This is a genomic window from Klebsiella sp. SWET4 (assembly GCF_024296565.1).
Lineage (GTDB): Bacteria > Pseudomonadota > Gammaproteobacteria > Enterobacterales > Enterobacteriaceae > Klebsiella > Klebsiella variicola.
Genome location: NZ_JANCOB010000007.1, coordinates 170,778 through 189,816 on the forward strand (window position 1 = coordinate 170,778; position 19,039 = coordinate 189,816).

The window sequence follows — 19,039 nt, forward strand, 5'->3', positions numbered from 1 at the left end:
GATAATACCTATCATTACCATTCGCAATCAACAAATGGAGTAAGACCCCATCCGCAACGGAAAAGACGGAGCAACCTGCAACTCTGGAAGTAACGCGTGAGCCGATACTAATAACGATCAAGGCGTGGCGACTATGTACAAATCGACTCCGTCAGCAGCATGGTGTAAAAAACGCCTGCTGGTGACCTCTTTGCTTGCAGCAATTTATCAGACTTCTGCCATCGCAGCAGACACTTCCGCCGTTAGCGGCGAGGCGGTGGATGACACCTCGGAACAAATGACCGTCACCGCCCCCGCACCGGTGCAGAAAGCCGGTAGTGAGCACAGCATCAGCGCCCAGGAGCTGGAGGATAAAGGCGCTAACGATTTTGGCTCTATTATGCGCTATGAGCCGCTCATCAGCGCCACCGGGGCCAGCGGCGGCTCCGGCAACGGCAAAAGCGGCTTCGACCGCGGAGGCTACACCGGCTACAACATCCGCGGCATGGAGAGCAACCGCGTCGGCATCGACGTGGACGGTATTGCCCAACCCAACGCTACCGGCCGCGGCTACGTCGGTCGCGCCGGGCTCAACACCTTCGGCATCGGCCGCGATTATATCGACCCGTATATGTATGGCAGTGTGGATATTCAGTCCGGCGCCACCTCGACGGAAACGGCCAACAGCGCTATCGGGGGAAATGTCTCCTTCCGCCCGAAATCGGCAGATGATTACCTGCGCCCGGGCAAGACCAGCGCCTTCGGCTACCGCAGCGGTTACGACTCTGCGGATCGCAGCTGGCACAACGGGGTGACCGTCGCCGGCGGCGATGAGTTCCTGCGCGGAATTTTGGTCTATAGCCGCCGTGACGGCCAGGAAACCGAAAACAACAGCGGCACCGTCGACGCCTACCCGGCGAACTGGCACTCCGATGCGTTTCTGGCCTCCGGGATCTGGCAGCCTAACGATGAGCACAAGCTGACCAGCACCTTCGACTATTACCATAAAACCAACCACACCCACTACGATACCTGGGACTCCAGCGGCAACAGCACCATCGGCACCGCCAACCAGACCAGCCAGACCCGGCGCTGGGGCCTGAGCCTGAAGGATGACTGGACGCCGATGAACGACTACCTCGACAGCGTCTCCACGAAAATCTACTACCAGCATACCGAAGCCCATGACTGGACTTATATGCCGGACAGCGTCACCCGCAGAATGCAGACGGTGAACTCTAACTACGATACCGATACCTGGGGCCTGCAGACCGCGCTGGCGAAAACCCTGGGCCGCCACGATCTGAGCGCCGGCTTCAACGCCAGCACCAGCAAAACCCAGCGACCGTTCAGCCAGTCGCCGATCCCCAGCGTTTACAGCGAGATCATGCAGCCGGAGGCAGACAGCCGCAGCTACACTCTCGGCGGCTTTGTCCAGGATAAGATCAACTTCGACCTTGATAGCCACAACTTCGCCATTATTCCCGGCGTGCGCGTGGTGCATCAATCGACTAAGCCGGAAAATCTGTCCGACCTTGCCGCCAACAGCAGCGTACTGACCGAATCGTCGGTGGCGAATCTGTACGGCAAAAACAGCGATACCCAGGTTCTGCCGTCGTTGACCTTCCAGTACGACCTCACCCCGCGCCTGATGACCTACCTGCAGTACCAGCGCGGCGCGCAGTTCCCCAACGCCAGCCAGCTGTATGGCTCCTGGAACCTCGGCTCCAGCTACGCCGGTAGCCAGCAATATGCCCTGATCGGCAATACCGATCTGAAGACGGAAACCAGCGATAATCTCGAGTGGGGGCTGAAAGGGGAAGTCACCGAAGGCATCACCGTGCGCACGGCGCTGTTCTACAACAGCTATAAGAACTTTATCGCCTATACGCGCTATACCCGCGCCAATAATCCGGGCCAGTTCACGAATGTGCCGTCGAACATCTACACCATTTATCAGGCGGAAAACCGCGATAAAGCCTATATCTACGGCGGAGAGATCAGCACCAAATTTAACTTTGGCACCTGGTTTGAGCAGGTGAACGGCCTGAGCAGCACCCTCGCCCTCGGCTATAGCGAAGGGAAATCGAAATCCAGCTACAGCGGCGATAAATACGTCGACCTCGACAGCGTGGCGCCGATGAAAGCCATCGTCGGCGTGGCGTGGGACGATCCGGCGAAACGCTACGGCACCGCCCTGACGGCGACCTTTGTCAAAGGGAAACAGGCGACCGCCACCAACCGCGAAAGCTACAGCAACAGCGGGTCCGCCATCACCGATGCCAGCAGCGACTATATGCGCGTGCCGGGCTACGGCATGCTGGACTGGACCGCGTACTGGCAGGTGGCGAAAAACGTGCGCCTCAATGGCGGGGTCTACAACCTCACCGATCGTAAATACTGGGATTACCTGAGCAGCCGCAATATCGAGACCGGCACCAACCAGGACGCCAACGATAAAGCGCTGGCGGTGATGCCGGGCCGCACCTGGCAGCTGGGCGTCAACGTCGACTTCTGATTGCCCGAATAATAACGCACCTGCCCCCGGCCCGCCGGCCGGGGATATTCATCGTCGAGAAGGATATGATTATGCCAAATGCACACCCTGACCTGTGGCAGCGCTACCAGGCCACCAAAGCGGCCAGTACCGCGAAATATGCCCGCGATATCGCCGCGGAAATGGGGATCAGCGAAGCCGAGCTGACCGCCGCCCGCCTCGGCCATGATGCCGTGCGCCTGAGCGATGACGCCCGGACGCTGATTGCCGCCCTGGAGCGCGTCGGCGAAACCAAATGCATCTGCCGCAACGAGTATGCCGTGCATGAGCAGGTGGGCCAGTTCACGCACCAGCACCTCAGCGGCCACGCCGGGCTGGTGCTGAATCCGCGCGCGCTCGACCTGCGTCTGTTCCTCAGCCAGTGGGCCAGCGCCTTCCATCTGAACGATAATGGCCGTCAGAGCATCCAGTTTTTCGACCACCACGGCGACGCCCTGCTGAAAGTCTATGCGACCACGCAGACCGACATGGCGGCCTGGGACACCCTGATCGCGGAACATCAGGTGGCGGCGCCGGCACCGCTGGCCCTGCGCCCGCTGGAGCCGGTGAAATATGCCGACACCGCCGACGGCGCCGCGCTGGAGAACGACTGGCGCGCGATGACCGACGTTCACCAGTTCTTCGGTCTGCTGCGTAAATATCAGCTTTCCCGCCAGCAGGCCTTCCGTCTGGTGAGCGACGACCTCGCCTGCCGCGTGGATCGCCATGCGCTGCCGTCGCTGCTGGAGACGGTGCGCCAGGAGGGCAATGAAATCATGATCTTCGTCGGCAATCGCGGCTGCGTACAGATCTTCACCGGCGCCCTGGAAAAGCTGGCCCCCATGCGCGGCTGGCTAAATATCTTCAATACCACTTTTACCCTGCATCTGCGCGAAGAGAGCCTCGATGAAGTGTGGGTGACCCGCAAGCCGACCTCAGATGGACACGTCACCAGCGTCGAACTGTTCGCCAAAGACGGCACCCAGATTGCCCAGCTCTATGGTCAGCGCAGCGAGGGGCACCCCGAGCAGGCGCAATGGCGCCAGCAGGTAGATCGTCTGACCCGTGAAGGGCTGCCCGCATGATGCGCTGGTTACTGCTCTTCATCGCTTTCCCGCTGCTGAGCCACGCTGCCGTTGAGCGACTCGTCACCCTCGGCGGAGATGTCACTGAGATCGTCTATGCCCTTGACGCGGAACAGAGTCTGGTGGCGCGGGATAGCACCAGCAGCTGGCCCCCGGCGGCGCAAAAGCTGCCGGACGTCGGCTACCTGCGACAGCTGAACGCCGAGGGGATCCTCGCGTTACGCCCGCAGCTGGTATTAGCGAGCGCCCAGGCGCAGCCCTCGCTGGTCTTACACAAAGTACAGGCGAGCGGGGTGAAGGTGGTTAACGTGCCGGGCGGCGAAAGTCTGTCCGCGATCGATAACAAAGTGGCTGTCATTGCCGAAGCGTTAGGCAAAACGGCGGCAGGCGACGCGCTGCGCCAGCAGCTTCAGCAACAGATCGCCGCCATTCCCACGCAGCCGGTTGCTAAGCGGGTGCTGTTTATTCTCAGCCACGGCGGAATGAATACCCTGGTGGCCGGACAGCACACCGCGGCCGATGGCGCCATTCGCGCCGCCGGGCTGCAGAACGCGATGCAGGGCTTCAACCACTATCGCGCCATGTCGCAGGAAGGGGTCGCCGCCAGCCAGGCGGATCTGGTGGTGATCTCCGCCGATGGTCTCAAAGGGATGGGCGGCGAAGCCGGGCTGTGGAAACTGCCCGGTCTGGCACAGACCCCGGCGGGGCGTCATAAACAGCTGCTGACGATCGACGATATGGCCCTGCTCGGCTTCGGGCCGCGCACACCGCAGGCGATAATCGCGCTGCGAAACAAAGCGGAGCAGTTGCCCTGATGCGCCCTGCCCTCGCCCGTCGTTTGCTGTTGATGACGCTGCTGCTGGTCTCCCTGACGCTGTTTGCCACCACCCTCGGCGCTATGCGTTTGCCGCTGGTCAACTTGCTGCCTTCCGGGGATGAGATGCTGCGCCACATCTGGCTGAGTATCCGTCTGCCGCGGGTGCTGCTGGCCCTGCTGGTGGGCGCGGCGCTGGCCCTCTCCGGTTGCGTGATGCAGGGGCTGTTTCGCAATCCGCTTGCCGACCCGGGCCTGCTGGGCATCAGCAGCGGCGCCGCGCTGGCGGTGGCCAGCTGGCTGGTGCTTCCGTTCTCCGCTACGGGGCTGATCGCCCTGTACATGCCGATGCTGGCGGCGTTTATTGGCAGCCTGGCGGTGATGGTGGTGATTTTCATCCTCAGCCGGGCGGAGGAGGGTTCGCTGTCGCGCCTGCTGCTGGTGGGGATCGCCATCAACGCGCTGTGCGGCGCGCTGGTCGGGGTCCTGTCCTGGCTGAGCAACGACGCCCAGCTGCGCCAGCTGTCGCTGTGGGGAATGGGCAGCCTGGGCCAGGCCGAATGGCCGACGCTGCTGGTGGCCGCGACCTTGATTATCCCGGCGGCGCTGGCGGTGTGGTGGATGGCGTCCCGCCTCAATCTGCTGCAGCTTGGCGATGAAGAGGCACACTATCTCGGGGTCAACGTGCAGGCGCTACAGCGCTGGCTGCTGCTGTGCAGCGCGGTGCTGGTGGCCGCCGCGGTGGCCATCAGCGGAGTCATCGGCTTTATCGGCCTGGTGGTGCCGCACCTGATGCGCCTGTGGCTGGGACCGGACCATCGCGGACTGATCCCCGGCTCGCTGCTGGCCGGCGCGATCCTGCTTCTGCTGGCCGACACCCTGGCCCGCACCGTGGCGGCGCCGGCGGAGATACCGGTCGGTCTGCTCACCAGCCTGCTGGGCGCCCCCTGGTTTCTGTGGCTGGTCTTTCGTCGGGAGAACTCCAGACATGGTTAATGAATACTGCGCCCAGGGGCTGGCGCTTCGCCTCGGCCAGCGGCAGATCATCGACAACGTCTCCGTCGCACTGCGCGGCGGCGAGATGACGGCGCTTATCGGGCCGAACGGCGCCGGGAAATCCACTCTGCTGCGGCTGTTGACCGGCTATCTGACTCCGGACAGCGGCACCCGCCGTCTTGCAGGCAAGCCGCTGGAGGCCTGGTCCCCCGAGGCGCTGTCGCGCCGGCGGGCGGTCATGCTGCAGCGAACGGCCCTGCAGGCCGACTGGACGGTGGAAACGGTCATTGCCATGGGACGCGCACCGTGGGGCGCGACGGCGGATCCGGCGGTGCTGGCGGCGGTGATGGCCGTCACCGGCTGCGATGGCCTTGCCGGTCGCCGCTATCCCGGCCTCTCCGGCGGCGAGCAGCAGCGGGTGCAGCTGGCCCGCTGTCTGGCGCAGCTGTGGCGCGACGGCGCGCCGCAGGGCTGGCTGTTTCTTGATGAGCCCACCTCGGCGCTGGATCTTTACTATCAGCAGCACCTGCTGCGTTTGCTCAAACGGCTCACCGCCGGCGGGCAACTGCATGTCTGCGTGGTGCTGCATGACCTTAACCTCGCCGCCCTGTGGGCCGACCGCATTCTGCTGCTCCACCAGGGCCATCTGGTCGCCCAGGGCACGCCGCAGGAGGTGATCCAGCAGCCGGTTATCCATCGCTGGTACGGGGCGGATGTCCGCCTCGTCCAGCACCCGGACAACGCGGCCCCCCAGGTTTATCTGGCGCCATAATCCCCGCGCGGCGCAACTGGAATCCGGATCGCGCCGCGCTTACGCTTTCTGGCAATAATTGCCTGCATTATATTATTGAGGGTCATTTATATTTAAAATCTATACCAATGGCGTAATAACCCAATGAAATATTTACGACAGCTATTTTTAAATATAAACCATCATTACAGAGAAGATATTTCCCGTATTAATCCAAAAACGACACATTGATTATTTACTGCGCTTAATCAACTCGATACACTGTTTTCTTACTAATGATAATAGAGGGAAGAAGAAGCATGGCTATTCCAGGTAATATGTGGATATACGACGACGGTGGGGCACTAATCAAAGGTGGTTGTGATGTTGCAGACAGGGAGTTCAGCATCGAATTTAAAGGGTTTCATCACAATCTCTCCATTCCCACTGATAATGCCACTGGCAAGCCTACCGGCACTCGTCAGCACTCACCAATGATCATCGTTAAAGAATTCGACTATTCCAGTCCATACCTCTACAAAGCAGTAGCTACTGGTCAGAACCTGAAATCTGCTGAAATCAAATGGTATAAAATCAGCGATGCTGGTCAAGAAGTGGAATACTTCAATATGCTACTTGAAGGCGTCCGAATCGTATCAATATCTCCTACAATGGCTTCCCCAGAAGACAAGAACAACAACCATCTTGAATCTGTCGAACTTAGATATGAGAAGATCACCTGGAAACATTGTGACGGAAATATAATTTTCACCGATGCCTGGAATGAAAGACAAACAGCATAATAGATGAGCAAATGGATACGACAGAAGAACTAAATGGAACCTATTTCTATCACGGACAATCCAATCTTTCGGCTGGTGAACTTTTTGATGTCATTTTTCTTGAACAATTTTGTGACGAACTTGGCATTGGTATTGAATCTGGTGCCGCTATCCTCGCCGGGCAACCTTGGCTAAAAACCAGAACAAAGCCAGGAGAGGCAATAAAAGGAACAAGTGTTGTTTCTAAATATGGAAGGATGCTTCTGAGAAATGCAAAAACTCCATTTGGTATTAGGGTTCCTACACCCGTTGGTGTAAGAATGAGAAAAACGAATAGTCTTGCTGCTGTTATCGCCCGTTATGTTCCGTGGTTAGGTTGGATAGGACTTGTAAACTCAATTTATCAAGTTTCAAGAAAAACTCAGGAAAAATACAACCTAATAGCTCGCCCCAAAGACCGTATACAATGGACATCCTTTTAATGAAAAGCATTCAAGATCAGGTTTTAGACTTGTTTAAAGATGAGATCTCAACCCGTTTAGATAAAAATTGGAAAGAAATCCCATTGGAACTTGATTATGACTTATTTGATGCTCCCGGCGACGATCTGCATGACGCTTTAAATAAATTTGAACAAAAATTTAATGTTGATCTTTCCAGTGTTAAATGGTCGTGTTATTTCCCTTGGGAGAATACTCCAATGCTAACTCGGTGGTTTAAAGTAAAACGAGAAGATGTAGAAAAAACGCGTAAACCTTTAACCATCAAAATGTTTGCCGAATCAGCAAAAGCAGGTAAATGGCTTTACGACTAGCAACCACAAGCCGTTGTCGTAACGAGGTCTGCGGCCAGAAGGCAGAACAACATCGACGGCGAACGTAATGTATGAAGACGATCGCGTGGCGGCGGTTCAATCACTGTGACGGTACCCCGCCCCCTCTGCAACTGGAATCCGGATCGCGCCGCGCGCTTTCGTCGGTTTCCCTCACCTGCCCATCTCCGTTATTATGTCTCATCCATGTGATAACGACGACAACTACAAAATCGCAGCCATTTCAAATCAGGGATCTGGATAACACCCCATGAGCACAATTGACAATCTCGACGCCCACACGCCGATGATGCATTGGTGTGTTTGCACTGATTATTAACGATTATTTTCCACCACAACATAAAAACCATACTTTAGCCTACACTTTAGTAACCATCTGAATTTACGAATATTGTTTACTGTACTCATCCAGCGTTATACTCCCTCTGTTTTCCCATTCTTCTAATAACAGAGGGCATCTCCATGAGCCGATACCATGTATCCAGTAGTGAAGGCGAGTATGAGAAAGACTCTGGCGAACAAGTTTTGGCTAATAAGCTGGGATCGCTACTTCTGATGAGATGGATGAGGCTGAACTTGTCCTGTTAGAACAACTCTACCAGTCTGTTTTTGAAGAACAGTTCCAGGAAGGACAGCTTAGCTGTAGCCATACTAAAAAGTAGGCACCATGCTGGCTAGATAATATCTACGAGTGGGATAAACAAGAAGTGGATTAGCAAGCAGAAAAATTATGTAATTTATTTCTTAAATGAATAGGTTTTATAGATAATAAAGCCCTTCAATTTACTTGTAATACACCTAGTTTTTTTATTACACAAGTTAAAAGGCTGTATTCTACACAACGTCATTCCTTGAGGCCAAACAACTAGCAGGATCTATTGTGTCCTTTAAGCAAGCCACTTTTCGAAAAAGCGCATTAAATTCAAACAGATAGTGATTAATTTTGCAACAAGCCTCAGTTGTCAATAAGAGTTAACTGTTTCCTCCTGTCATCGAAAGCGATAGAATGCTTCCATCTATTTGATGGAGGCAGCATGCGAGTTAATAAGGTTAGGCGACTAGCACAACAAACAAGGAATGATGGTTATCTTTCCAAAAGAGATTATCAAGATATCACGCATGAAGATTCTTTGCGATTCAAATTGAATGGTAATATTTTTTCATTTTCTACTAAAATAGTTTCAGCCGAAAATACTGGCATTATTGGTTTTGGTGGATATTTAAATCCATCACTAAGCAATAAGCTAAAACTTTCTATAACCTACTTCCTCGACAGACCGGTTGCCAGTATAACAAAGGAATATGATGTTATTCAAAACTGGAATAGGATCGGTGTATGTTTATGTGTTCCAGAACATACTGAAGGATGGTTGGAAATAAAACTAGAATTTAACTTTCAAGATACTATTGACATCTGGGGTTTTACTGCTAACCCATTAATTATACCTGATAAAATCAAACAATCGATCAGCAATTACAATGAACTAAATGCCAACCATTTATCACCAGAGACTTTTTATCTTGAACATACAAAATACTTTGAATTCCCTATCTCACATACCTGTGGCATTGCTTCAACATCTCATGGACAGTCGATAGCACTTAAAAAATGCTCATTCTGTCAAAGAATGCTTCCATTACGGGAAGATAAACCAGGAGCATTATCATTTCATAAACATACAGCCAAAATTTCGAATCATCAAAATGAATGCAGAGCATGCAAGAAATGGAGAATAAACGATGAGTTTAATCCTATAAGAACTACTGATCAGTTACATGAATCATCTTTGATAACAAGAGAAAAGAAAATATTACTTAGAGAACCTGAGATATTATCCAGAATAAAAGAAAGAACCGGAAGAAGTTTAAAAACAAAAATATGGTTAAAATTTAATAAAAGGTGTTTTTTCTGCAAAAAAGAAGTCGCTCTTTCCGATTACCAGCTTGATCATACAAGACCTTTAGCCTATTTATGGGCATTAGATGAATATGCAACATGTTTATGTGCAGAGCATAACAATCATAAAAAAGACAAATTCCCAATTGATTTCTATTCTCCAGCTCAGCTTTTAGAGTTATCTGAAATTACAGGTTTACCTTATGGTGAACTATGCAAAAAAGAGGTAAATAAGGTTGAATTACAACGAATAATTGATGATATTGTAAATTTTGCTACAACTGTTGATCCGAGAACGTTTGTCTCCATTTACAGACGTGTATTAGAACTTCACCCTGATATAAATTTATTTAAAATACTAAGAGATAAGTCACAAGAAGCCTATCAACTGATATCTGTTGAGTTAGAAGATAGGCCTTTATAATTATTTAGGAGTAAAGAAAAGCAGATTATGTGCGATTGTTAACCCTTTATCTTTTATGCCATGATTGGCGACACTTTGTACATTCTCAGTTATTTCACTAATAAATTTGAATTTGTCAGAGGAAATCGCTTTTAGTTCCTCTGACATATCCTTCTTACCGCCTTTACCCAAATGCAATATAAGAACACCATTCTCGGAGATTAATTTTCTACAAACATCAAAAAAGTCGCTATACACATTTATATTTTTTGTCTGCTGACGCTCTAAAAAACCAAGGCTCTGTTCTTTAAAATCAGATTCCTCCCAACCACAGAACCATAACCTTAACCAATTCGGTCGATCGAATCGCATGCCATAAAAAGGTGGTGATGTGATAATAGCATCAAAGCCCCCTAACTCCTTATTAATTAGGTCTCTAAAATCACCGTAATAGGATTTTCCAGTAGAAAACCCACCAGGATACTCAACGGACAATGCTCTAAGAGCTTTTTCTTGTATTTTTTCAAAAGTATTTTTATAAATAAACTCACCTGTAGGAGAAAATGGTGTTATAGGGTGAGAATTCCTTGAAAGAGCATAAGGTCTGTTACCATGTAAAATATGTAATAGGCTAGCCCAAAAAAAAGCCTTATTTGGGGATAAATCCCTAATTTTCTCTGCCTTGAGTATTTTTCTTAACTTTAAAATTTCTTCCAATGTTTTAGGATGATAGTAATCTTTAACTCGTGCATTCAAACCGAAATTGGCAGAATGCTCATCATCTACAGTTAAAGTAACTGAAGAAAGTTGTTCTCTTATTTCATTAAAATAGCTGACAAAATCGTTATAATCTATTCTAGCAGTTTTTGCATTCGCTATAATAGATGCAAATGGACTTTTATCATTCGTTATACTATAACGGCCATTCAAGGCACCTTCTAACGCAATGGTACCAACACCACCAATAGGGTCTAATATCTTTCCATTCTCAGGAACAAAATAGTCTATCAACCAATATGCTAATGAGGGTTTAAGTTTCCCTTGATACGAACATAGTGAATGTAATGGATGTCCCCAGCTTTTTTTAGAATATGGTTCTTTTGTAAACGGTAATGTTTTGTTAAATAGATCAATTTTTTCTTTCAACATAATATCGTTCACATTACTTCCTCAGTAAAATTTCAACTTGAATTAATTTTGTTTTATCTCTCGAAAGTCTTTGTGCCAAGACATTTTCAGAAATAGTCTTAAAACCTATACTTTCTGCAACATCGATCAGTAAACTGTTTGTAGGAACATGGACGCCATAAAATTTTGAATCACCTATGTCAAGAAGTAAATCACCACCGTCAACAAGGCCATTATAGACATTCACTAGAACCTCATACATATCAGAAAAATAATGCCTGACCATAGTAGGAATTCTTTTATCAGTTGCACTTACATCAAGTAAGGATGCTATTTTTTCGACAGACTCAAATTTATGATAAGATGGGTTTTTAGATACATCGTTTATCCCGCCAGTTACAGTTTTATCTCTATAGGCTCTAAGCTCTTTCTCGCTAGTTATAAATGAATATAACCATAGTTCGATTTTAGTATTACGAAAATAATTGGTACCATTGAGATATGGTGGCGATGTGAGAACAAAATCGAATGAATTGTGATACTCACTTGGAAGTTTTCTGGCATCATCATTGACAAAAGTTAAGGATGGGTTACTGAAAGACATATTAGCAATGTCTTCTTTCATACTTTTCAAAGACAAGCTTATTGCCGAAGACACATCGACAATTCTATTTTTATACTCATCTGAGCGACGTCTACGCAAATCAGCCCTGCGAGTCATATTTGAGCAGCTAATAGCATTCGCTATACATGCAACTTTAATAACACGCTCGATGTGTTCATACCCAACAGATAAGGATTTGCCGATACTTAAAGCACATAATATTTCTCTTATATGTTGTTCTTCAAAAAAGTCACGATTTGGAAAAGCCTGATTATAATCAGAAAGATCAATTTCTTTACTTTTAATCTTAAAAGATTCTGCGTTAATTTCGTTCAAAAACGCATCGAATATCTCATTACTAACTGAAAAATTATTTTTTACCCAAGCAGAAGATATAATCTTTGCTTTAGTAACTTCATTCATAAACGGATTGAGCTCTGAATAAAAAGCCTCTAATCCAAGTTGAACCGTAGCAAGCTGAGTTGTTCCAGAGCCCCCAAAAGGATCATAAACATTTCGTATGTTTTTTTTATTTCTTAAAATTGCATCTCGAGCATAGTTTGCAGAAAATCCTTCTACATAAGGATACCAACCATAGAGTCCTTTTCTTAAAGAATCAGAAAACGTAACACCAATATTTTTATGTTTTTCATTACGACTTTGGTTATTAACTTCACAATCAATCTTATTTAATAGAGGATCATATTTTCCTTCAAGAAGAGTAATAATAAGATTACTCAAACTACGGTGTTCTTGGTTAGCTTGATCTTCTAGATCATCTAACATCGGGTCTTCAAGTAACTCTCTAATTTGTGGTCCTGTAAGTTCACTTATAAAGGATAGAAACGACTCGCTCCATGTTAATTCCGTCTGAGAAATTGGAATGCTTATATTAATTCGTGTAGATACACCACGTTTAACTTTTGAAGCTGGGAAATATATAGATTTGAATTTAAATTTTGCCACATGAAGTTCTCTATCACAACAATTGTGACAAAATTATATCAACAAAAAAAAAACAGCGCAACAACTTAATTATTAAGATGTACACATGAGAGAGTTAGTACCACGTAGGAATGATTATTTTTTATAACCTACCAATTTTTGATATAAGCGGAAGAATAAAATATAGCATGAGTGAAATAGACATTCCTTTCAATAGTTCAGATATTTCACATGTATTTATACAACATATTTTTATTTGTTTTTTAATTTTATTAGTGTTTTTGTTCAATCAAAAGGTATGGATGGAACCATTCAGTAACCTCCTCATATGAAACAAACCCATCGTGCTCCAGTGCGCAAACACCCTTATGGCTGGCAACGTAATCGTATACAGCCTTACTTTCCAGCCCCTGTAACATGTGCGACAATAGCTTTCGGCGCATCACATCTGACTTCCTGCGCTTACGCGCTGCCACATCTTTGTAGGTAATGTTAAAGGGCTGCCCTACCGCGTTGGTGACGCATTTACCATAACGGTTGGTTTTTGCTATGCCTTCATAATGATCCAGCAGTAAAGCCAGATCTCGCCTCAGGGATTGCAGAAGGTGCTTCCAGCGTTTCAGTACTCGCTTTGCTTCTACCTTACCTAGCTCACGATTCAACAAGCGTCGGGTACTGGATTTAAGCGATAGCGTAACGAACCCAGCGTTGAATACACTGGAAAACCGGAATTGCTTCACCAATTCCTCAGCAATACGCAATACCCGGCAGATATATTGAGTTTCCAGCACCTCCAGCGACTTTGCCGAAATGCCAATACTCAACAGCTCATGTCGCAGTATCTCAAGCTGGCATCCCTTGATGTCATAGTTGTGACCACGGGCCAGACACGCCCACTTCATTTTAGACGGTAGAGTCTGGAAGCCAGTGCCAACCTCAAAGGATCTCCCGCCGATGCACGCTGTTTTATACGACTGCCTGTAAGAAACCGTTAGCGGTAATTCCTTCACCAGATCCACTCCTGTTTCAGCCAGTCGCGACAGGAAGTTGAAAATGAATATTTTATTCTTCTCCGTGGGATTCTCATTATAGTAATCCAGCTGTGCATCCAGATTGATTTCAAGCGGCTCAAGGTTGTTCCAGACACTCACTACCAGCTCCCTGAAGGCAGCGTTAGGGATATCGCGTTTAGACTGCTGATGTTTAGCATTCTGCCCACGGTCGATCGCAACGCCGATCAATTCATCAAATGAGTAGCTTTTACGCTTGGTGAAAATATCAGTCAGATAATGGTAGCGATCCTTACGGCTAAGGTATGCCTCGCGGTCGTTGCCAAACAACTTACGCAGAACACGTTGAGAAACAGCATATTCCCGGCAAGAACTTTGAGCATTGGAATACCCGGTTAGCTTGATAATACCCGCAGTTGCCAATGCCTCCATTGCACGATCATAGGCTGGCCCACTTTTCTTAAATACTCCGGGAAGTTTATCCCTACCCAGCTCAAACGGTACTGGCACAGAATAAGACCATTTTTTACTCGCCTTAATCTTTGCTTTTTTCTTGTTTTTACGACTACAGGTCGACACACAGATAACATGCTGAAGAAATACTGCTATATTACGATAAAATGGACGCCGAAGACTTGGCACACCATTATAAGGAATACTGAAAACGACCGATTTGAAATAATCCAGCGTTGAACCTGTCACAAGGATATTGTTATTCGTAATGTATGGTTTCATAATTCACCTGTATATATAGGCAGAGCACCATGCCCTGACCCCATTTATTTACAACTGAATTACGCAAATCTTGTGTGAATCCAACAAGGTTCAGATGCTGGATAATGATCATAATAATATTGGAGGCTGGAGCCTCATGATAGCTGATACTGGATAATGGCTATAGTATGTAATGACATATATACAGTAATATAGAGATAGAGTGTATACAGAGCATAATAGATACGTCTATATACCTTGTAGAAGCAAATAGCGAATAAATATCAGCTTAGCCAGAATGGGATTAGCGGATATACAAAACGTTACCGGTTATTAAGCGGTGCAACTTCCTCCCGGTGATATTCAATAGCGGTTGTAGACACATATTATTCTCTGGTTTTATTCTTTTGAAACCTCGAATTTGCTCAACACCGCCGCTCCTTGCAACTATCAGAGTCAGGGAAAGCCATCGCCGATTTTCCCCTACCATTGTACGAGATGCAAATCGGACACTAAACAGCAGCGGTAGTTCGCCGGTCTACTAGGTCAAAATCCGGCAACGTTGGGCGGTCTGGAAGGGTGTTTTTTTGCAGGTCACTCATTTCAGTTCTGCCTGTTAACCGATTAATCAGTGAAGTAACTGGCCTCTGAATCTGCCGGGCTGGTCTCCGTACAACAGGCTGATGACGAAGCGGACAGCCCCCTTGCTTAGGGATGAATTGCTGGTGAAGGACAGCAACCCGACTCTGCGTTGAATGCAGAATTGCACAGTCAGAGACCAGGCTCGCCTACAAAGCCGCAATCACTAAATCACTAAATCACTTTTTTCAAAGCGCCAAATGTTTTCACCATGGTTAGCCTACCAGTGCTGAGTAGTGTTGATCACCCATTTTCAGCAACTGGGCGAGTTAACGCATCTACATACCCTCCCGATATCCTCTTTGAACGATTTCAGCGAAAAGCTCATCAACAAACCTTGTTGCGATTATGGGTATTCAGCGACAGAATAGTCATCACAATCGATCCGCATTTCAACAGATTGCGATCACTTACAACGTAAAGTTAAGAGGCCTATGAATACCGATTTGATGCCCAATTTCTGGAAGCTGTCACATGGCTGGAAGGAGTTCTCATTCCTGGATATGGTCGAATGTATTGATGAAAAGCTCGTCTACATTCACCGCACGACCGCTGGTAAAGGACAGTCTTCCGTCAGCCAGGCAGAGGAGTTTGTAAACGCTCCGATTGGTGATTACTTCTACCTGACCCACGGTAATCAGGGTGTATACCTGCTTGGTCAGTTCACTGGTCCGGTTAACTACTTCACTAAACACAGCGATGGCTGGATGGACAGGCCATTCCGGCTGATTCACAAAGCCAATGCCAGAGAGGCATATTATGGTGTCGAGAAATGGTGGACACCTAATCACAACTCTACCTTTGTTAAGGTTCCGCACCACGAATATGATTTATTTGAAGAACTGATATTGACGCCCTATTTCAATATTAACCTAAAAGATTTTTAGATAAATCTCAAGGATGATTCTCCCAGGAGAAAATCACTAAGCAATCGATGTAAAATAATAAGGGATAATGATGATTTATCAATGCTATTCATGTTCTAGAACAACCTTCGAAACAAGCTGTCCATGGTGCTCTCCAGATGTATCTGGAACATTTCGGCAAATGACGCCATTAGATCCATCCTATTACCCTGATTTCCAGTACCAGTCTAAAGGCATCATAAAAGATTTATTTGGTAAGAAGAAAGAGCAGTCTCAACTCAACGCCCTACTTGAAAATGTTCTTTTGAAATATGCTACACTGAAAGACCCCTATTTTACTAATTTCATTCACACATCAAGATTTTCGTATAACAATCAGGATAGCAACAGTAACATAAATAGTGAACGCAATAGTGATTATTCAGAGATCAGATTATTCCAGGAAGTACTGATTAGAAAAGGATTCAACGAGCTGGAGCAGTTACCATCATTGTTAGATAAGCTATTGCTAACCACTTCATTCAACTCTATTTATTCAGGGTTTGCCCATGAGGTTAAACGACATATCAAGCCAACCCTTACCGAGACATTAAAATCATGGATCGAAGAGGCTGGTACAACTTATCGTGCAGATCTTTCGTTATTCCTGTATTACCTTTGGAGTAATGAAATCCATTATCAGGATATAACCTTTAACGAACACGCGGTAAAGACACCGGGTACTCCGTTATTATCATTTGACTCTATCGAAAAATTCCTTGCTATCTGCGAGAGTATCTATTTTGATATTTTAGTAGACAGATTAGCTACCCGCCTTGAACATTTTAATCCAAACAAATTTGTCACAATGTATCTTGTTGATGCAATGGATGGGTTCCAGTTTGAGACCTTCTTGGTTGAAATATTCCAGACTATAGGATATGACGTTAAAGAAACAAAGAAAACACAGGATCAGGGGGCGGATTTATTCGTTACCCGCTTCGGGAAGAATATGGTTATACAGGCAAAGAATTATTCTGGCTCAGTTGGCAATTCGGCAGTGCAGCAGGCAATTTCAGCAAAAGCATTTTATGGGTGTGATGAAGCAATGGTTGTGACAAACTCTTACTTCACCCGATCCGCTAAGGAATTAGCTGATTCCGCAATGGTTCGTTTGATTGATAGAAAAGAACTTCAAAACTATCTGGATGATTACAATCAGAAAATAATTGAAGATTTCCAGTCAGAATCATGATGTAAAAATGGAGTGGTTGTAAGCCACTCCATTCAACCCTTATCAGGCCGTAAAACTATTGTGTCATAAACTTATCAAGATTTTTGCAGATAAAACAGTAGCGACGACCAACTTGCTTACGCTTATAGACAATCTGGATAGTACTGTACTCCTTATTCGCATCGGATAATAATACCCCTTGCTTTGTTAATAGCATCAGAATGCCTTTGCGCTGAGATTTCGGCAAGCAGTTATGTACCAGATCCTTATCAACTGCATATACCGTACGTCCTTTAACTTTGTGGATAATGACCGGTGCCTTTTTAATCGCCGTTTGAGTTACGCGATCATTTCCAATCAGATTTAAAAGATCATCCTTTTTGATAAAATCAATAATTGCATCAAACGAACGCCCTAATGGTGACTTCATTACCTCAGGTTCAGATAAAACCATCTCAAGGGAGTCCAGGTAGCAGGTTGAGATCCCCTTCATAACATCCTGCTTTGTAAAGGGTAAAACACCATATTTCACAGCCATGGAACCTGCTACATAAGCGATGGCAAAACGTTTGGCAATACGCACCTGAATGCCGGAATTACGATCTACCTTGTGCTTATCCAGAAAGAACTCAATCCCTTTTTCAAGCTTCCGTTTCACACTCTCAAGATCATCCTGAATATCAGCCACCAGGCGCTTGAGAAAGGCAGGTTTGGCGCTGCCGTAATAGTGGTGAGTTGCATCCTTGATCGCATGAACAAGTTCGTTGCTGGAATTAACACCATCCGGTAATGTTTCGAAGATCCCCATTTCACTACCAGCATCGGCATGAACGTCGATTACACGTACATTTTCGCCTTCAAGGCGCTCAATGTTCCCGGAAGCAGCCAGTTGTTGAAGGCTGCACTCGCCCGTACTGAAAATGCTTACCTGCCATTCAGCAACTTTGTTCTCATAAATTGCCGAACGTGTTTTCCCTTTACCACCCGATAACGTATACACGCGGTTCTGCATGATTTTAGCGGCTGCCAGTACGTCTTTATCTAACAGCTTCGACTCATCGAGAACCAGGTAGCTGTCGTTATGGGCCACAGCAATCTCCTCAAGCCCTTTATCCGTATTGTTCCACAGTACGACAATGTCTTTCGGCGATCCTGCTAATGACGCCAGCATGTAGGCACTGGAGGTTTTTCCTATACTACTCATCCCCCATAAATGAAACCCACCCCCTTCCATACCTGAAAGCTTAAGGAGAAAGCCAGAAAATCCGCAGCACAGAGCCAACATAATGCGCGAGCTATGTAGCGCGTATGGAGCAACATTGATTTTCCATAATTTTAATGTTTCCTGTTTTCTCTCGACAGGTAAATGATTTTTTGCGCTGGGGTGTAATATTGGTTTATCTCCTTTTATCTCACCAACGACTTTATCATTAGCACGCAAATAAGCATCACCATAAAAACCAGGCTTATAGCACAGTGTGATTACCTTATCCGTTTCCTTAACGACCTCCTGATGCGCCCGACTCCAGTATTCTTTAGTTACATTGGGATTATGCCCACATTTTAATAATGTTTTCTTTAACTCTAATACACTGACAAGTGCCAAAGCAGGAATAAGTACACATGTCGACTCCAGCCCCTGCGAATCAGTGATTTTAATAAACCGGTATGCAACTGGACATGATTCGGAAATCTTTGTACGAGCCAACAATGTAACAAGCAATTTTTCCTCTTTGTCACTTAACTTTCCTTTATATACTTTCATTAACAGAGCCTTATTTTACTTAAATATTCCCTCACAGCCATTACGATTAACGTCATAATTAGATCGTGAGAATTCCTTGCATGATTTCTCATACAACATTA

The 19,039-nt window shown here is 47.0% G+C and carries 15 protein-coding genes and 1 pseudogene; 12 read left to right on the forward strand and 4 right to left on the reverse strand.

Translation table 11 applies throughout. The features are described 5' to 3' along the window. The first annotated feature begins 133 nt into the window (after positions 1-133). From NKJ21_RS17245 to NKJ21_RS17285, 10 genes and pseudogenes are all read left to right on the forward strand, one after another. Positions 134-2,497 (forward strand): TonB-dependent receptor domain-containing protein, encoded by a 2,364-nt coding sequence (locus NKJ21_RS17245; protein WP_032731149.1) that lies wholly within the window; start codon positions 134-136, stop codon positions 2,495-2,497. A 71-nt stretch (positions 2,498-2,568) separates the two neighbouring features. Beyond that, positions 2,569-3,600, forward strand: a complete 1,032-nt coding sequence (locus tag NKJ21_RS17250; RefSeq protein ID WP_032740910.1) for a hemin-degrading factor — start codon at positions 2,569-2,571, stop codon at positions 3,598-3,600. Then, a complete protein-coding gene (locus NKJ21_RS17255; RefSeq protein WP_032733708.1) occupies positions 3,597-4,415 on the forward strand; it encodes a hemin ABC transporter substrate-binding protein in 819 nt (272 codons plus the stop codon). The genes NKJ21_RS17250 and NKJ21_RS17255 overlap by 4 nt, the downstream gene beginning before the upstream one ends. Next, positions 4,415-5,410, forward strand: coding sequence for an iron ABC transporter permease (locus NKJ21_RS17260; RefSeq protein ID WP_032740911.1), 996 nt, complete (start codon positions 4,415-4,417; stop codon positions 5,408-5,410). The genes NKJ21_RS17255 and NKJ21_RS17260 overlap by 1 nt, the downstream gene beginning before the upstream one ends. Next, positions 5,403-6,182, forward strand: coding sequence for a heme ABC transporter ATP-binding protein (locus NKJ21_RS17265; RefSeq protein ID WP_023323188.1), 780 nt, complete (start codon positions 5,403-5,405; stop codon positions 6,180-6,182). The genes NKJ21_RS17260 and NKJ21_RS17265 overlap by 8 nt, the downstream gene beginning before the upstream one ends. A gap of 278 nt (positions 6,183-6,460) precedes the next feature. Then, the gene (locus NKJ21_RS17270) at positions 6,461-6,943 is read left to right on the forward strand and encodes an Hcp family type VI secretion system effector (protein WP_002915094.1); all 483 of its coding nucleotides are present in this window, start codon (positions 6,461-6,463) and stop codon (positions 6,941-6,943) included. 11 nt (positions 6,944-6,954) lie between these two features. Continuing rightward, positions 6,955-7,404 (forward strand): STM2901 family protein, encoded by a 450-nt coding sequence (locus NKJ21_RS17275; protein WP_004188736.1) that lies wholly within the window; start codon positions 6,955-6,957, stop codon positions 7,402-7,404. Then, entirely contained in the window at positions 7,389-7,736 is a 348-nt protein-coding gene (locus tag NKJ21_RS17280; RefSeq protein ID WP_008806210.1) for a DUF1493 family protein, read from the forward strand. Before NKJ21_RS17275 ends, NKJ21_RS17280 begins: the two co-directional genes overlap by 16 nt. A 480-nt stretch (positions 7,737-8,216) precedes the next feature. Beyond that, positions 8,217-8,461: pseudogene (locus NKJ21_RS27785) on the forward strand (cell filamentation protein Fic); the annotation flags it as partial. A gap of 327 nt (positions 8,462-8,788) precedes the next feature. Then, positions 8,789-10,075 (forward strand): hypothetical protein, encoded by a 1,287-nt coding sequence (locus tag NKJ21_RS17285; RefSeq protein ID WP_254733019.1) that lies wholly within the window; start codon positions 8,789-8,791, stop codon positions 10,073-10,075. On the opposite strand, the gene NKJ21_RS17290 is transcribed toward NKJ21_RS17285, so the two are convergent. From NKJ21_RS17290 to NKJ21_RS17300, 3 genes are all read right to left on the reverse strand, one after another. Then, complete coding sequence (locus NKJ21_RS17290) at positions 10,076-11,215, reverse strand: SAM-dependent methyltransferase (protein WP_254733021.1); 1,140 nt, start codon at positions 11,213-11,215, stop codon at positions 10,076-10,078. A 1-nt stretch (position 11,216) separates the two neighbouring features. Continuing rightward, complete coding sequence (locus NKJ21_RS17295) at positions 11,217-12,752, reverse strand: hypothetical protein (protein WP_254733024.1); 1,536 nt, start codon at positions 12,750-12,752, stop codon at positions 11,217-11,219. Between the two features lie 251 nt (positions 12,753-13,003). Continuing rightward, complete coding sequence (locus NKJ21_RS17300) at positions 13,004-14,476, reverse strand: hypothetical protein (RefSeq protein ID WP_254733027.1); 1,473 nt, start codon at positions 14,474-14,476, stop codon at positions 13,004-13,006. Positions 14,477-15,528: 1,052 nt separating this feature from the next. Between NKJ21_RS17300 and NKJ21_RS17305 the strand changes: the two genes are divergently transcribed. Further along, entirely contained in the window at positions 15,529-15,981 is a 453-nt protein-coding gene (locus NKJ21_RS17305; RefSeq protein ID WP_001090726.1) for a hypothetical protein, read from the forward strand. 70 nt (positions 15,982-16,051) lie between these two features. Continuing rightward, a complete protein-coding gene (locus tag NKJ21_RS17310; protein ID WP_254733072.1) occupies positions 16,052-17,194 on the forward strand; it encodes a restriction endonuclease in 1,143 nt (380 codons plus the stop codon). Between the two features lie 55 nt (positions 17,195-17,249). On the opposite strand, the gene NKJ21_RS17315 is transcribed toward NKJ21_RS17310, so the two are convergent. Then, complete coding sequence (locus tag NKJ21_RS17315) at positions 17,250-18,938, reverse strand: DUF927 domain-containing protein (protein ID WP_254733029.1); 1,689 nt, start codon at positions 18,936-18,938, stop codon at positions 17,250-17,252. Positions 18,939-19,039: the final 101 nt, after the last annotated feature.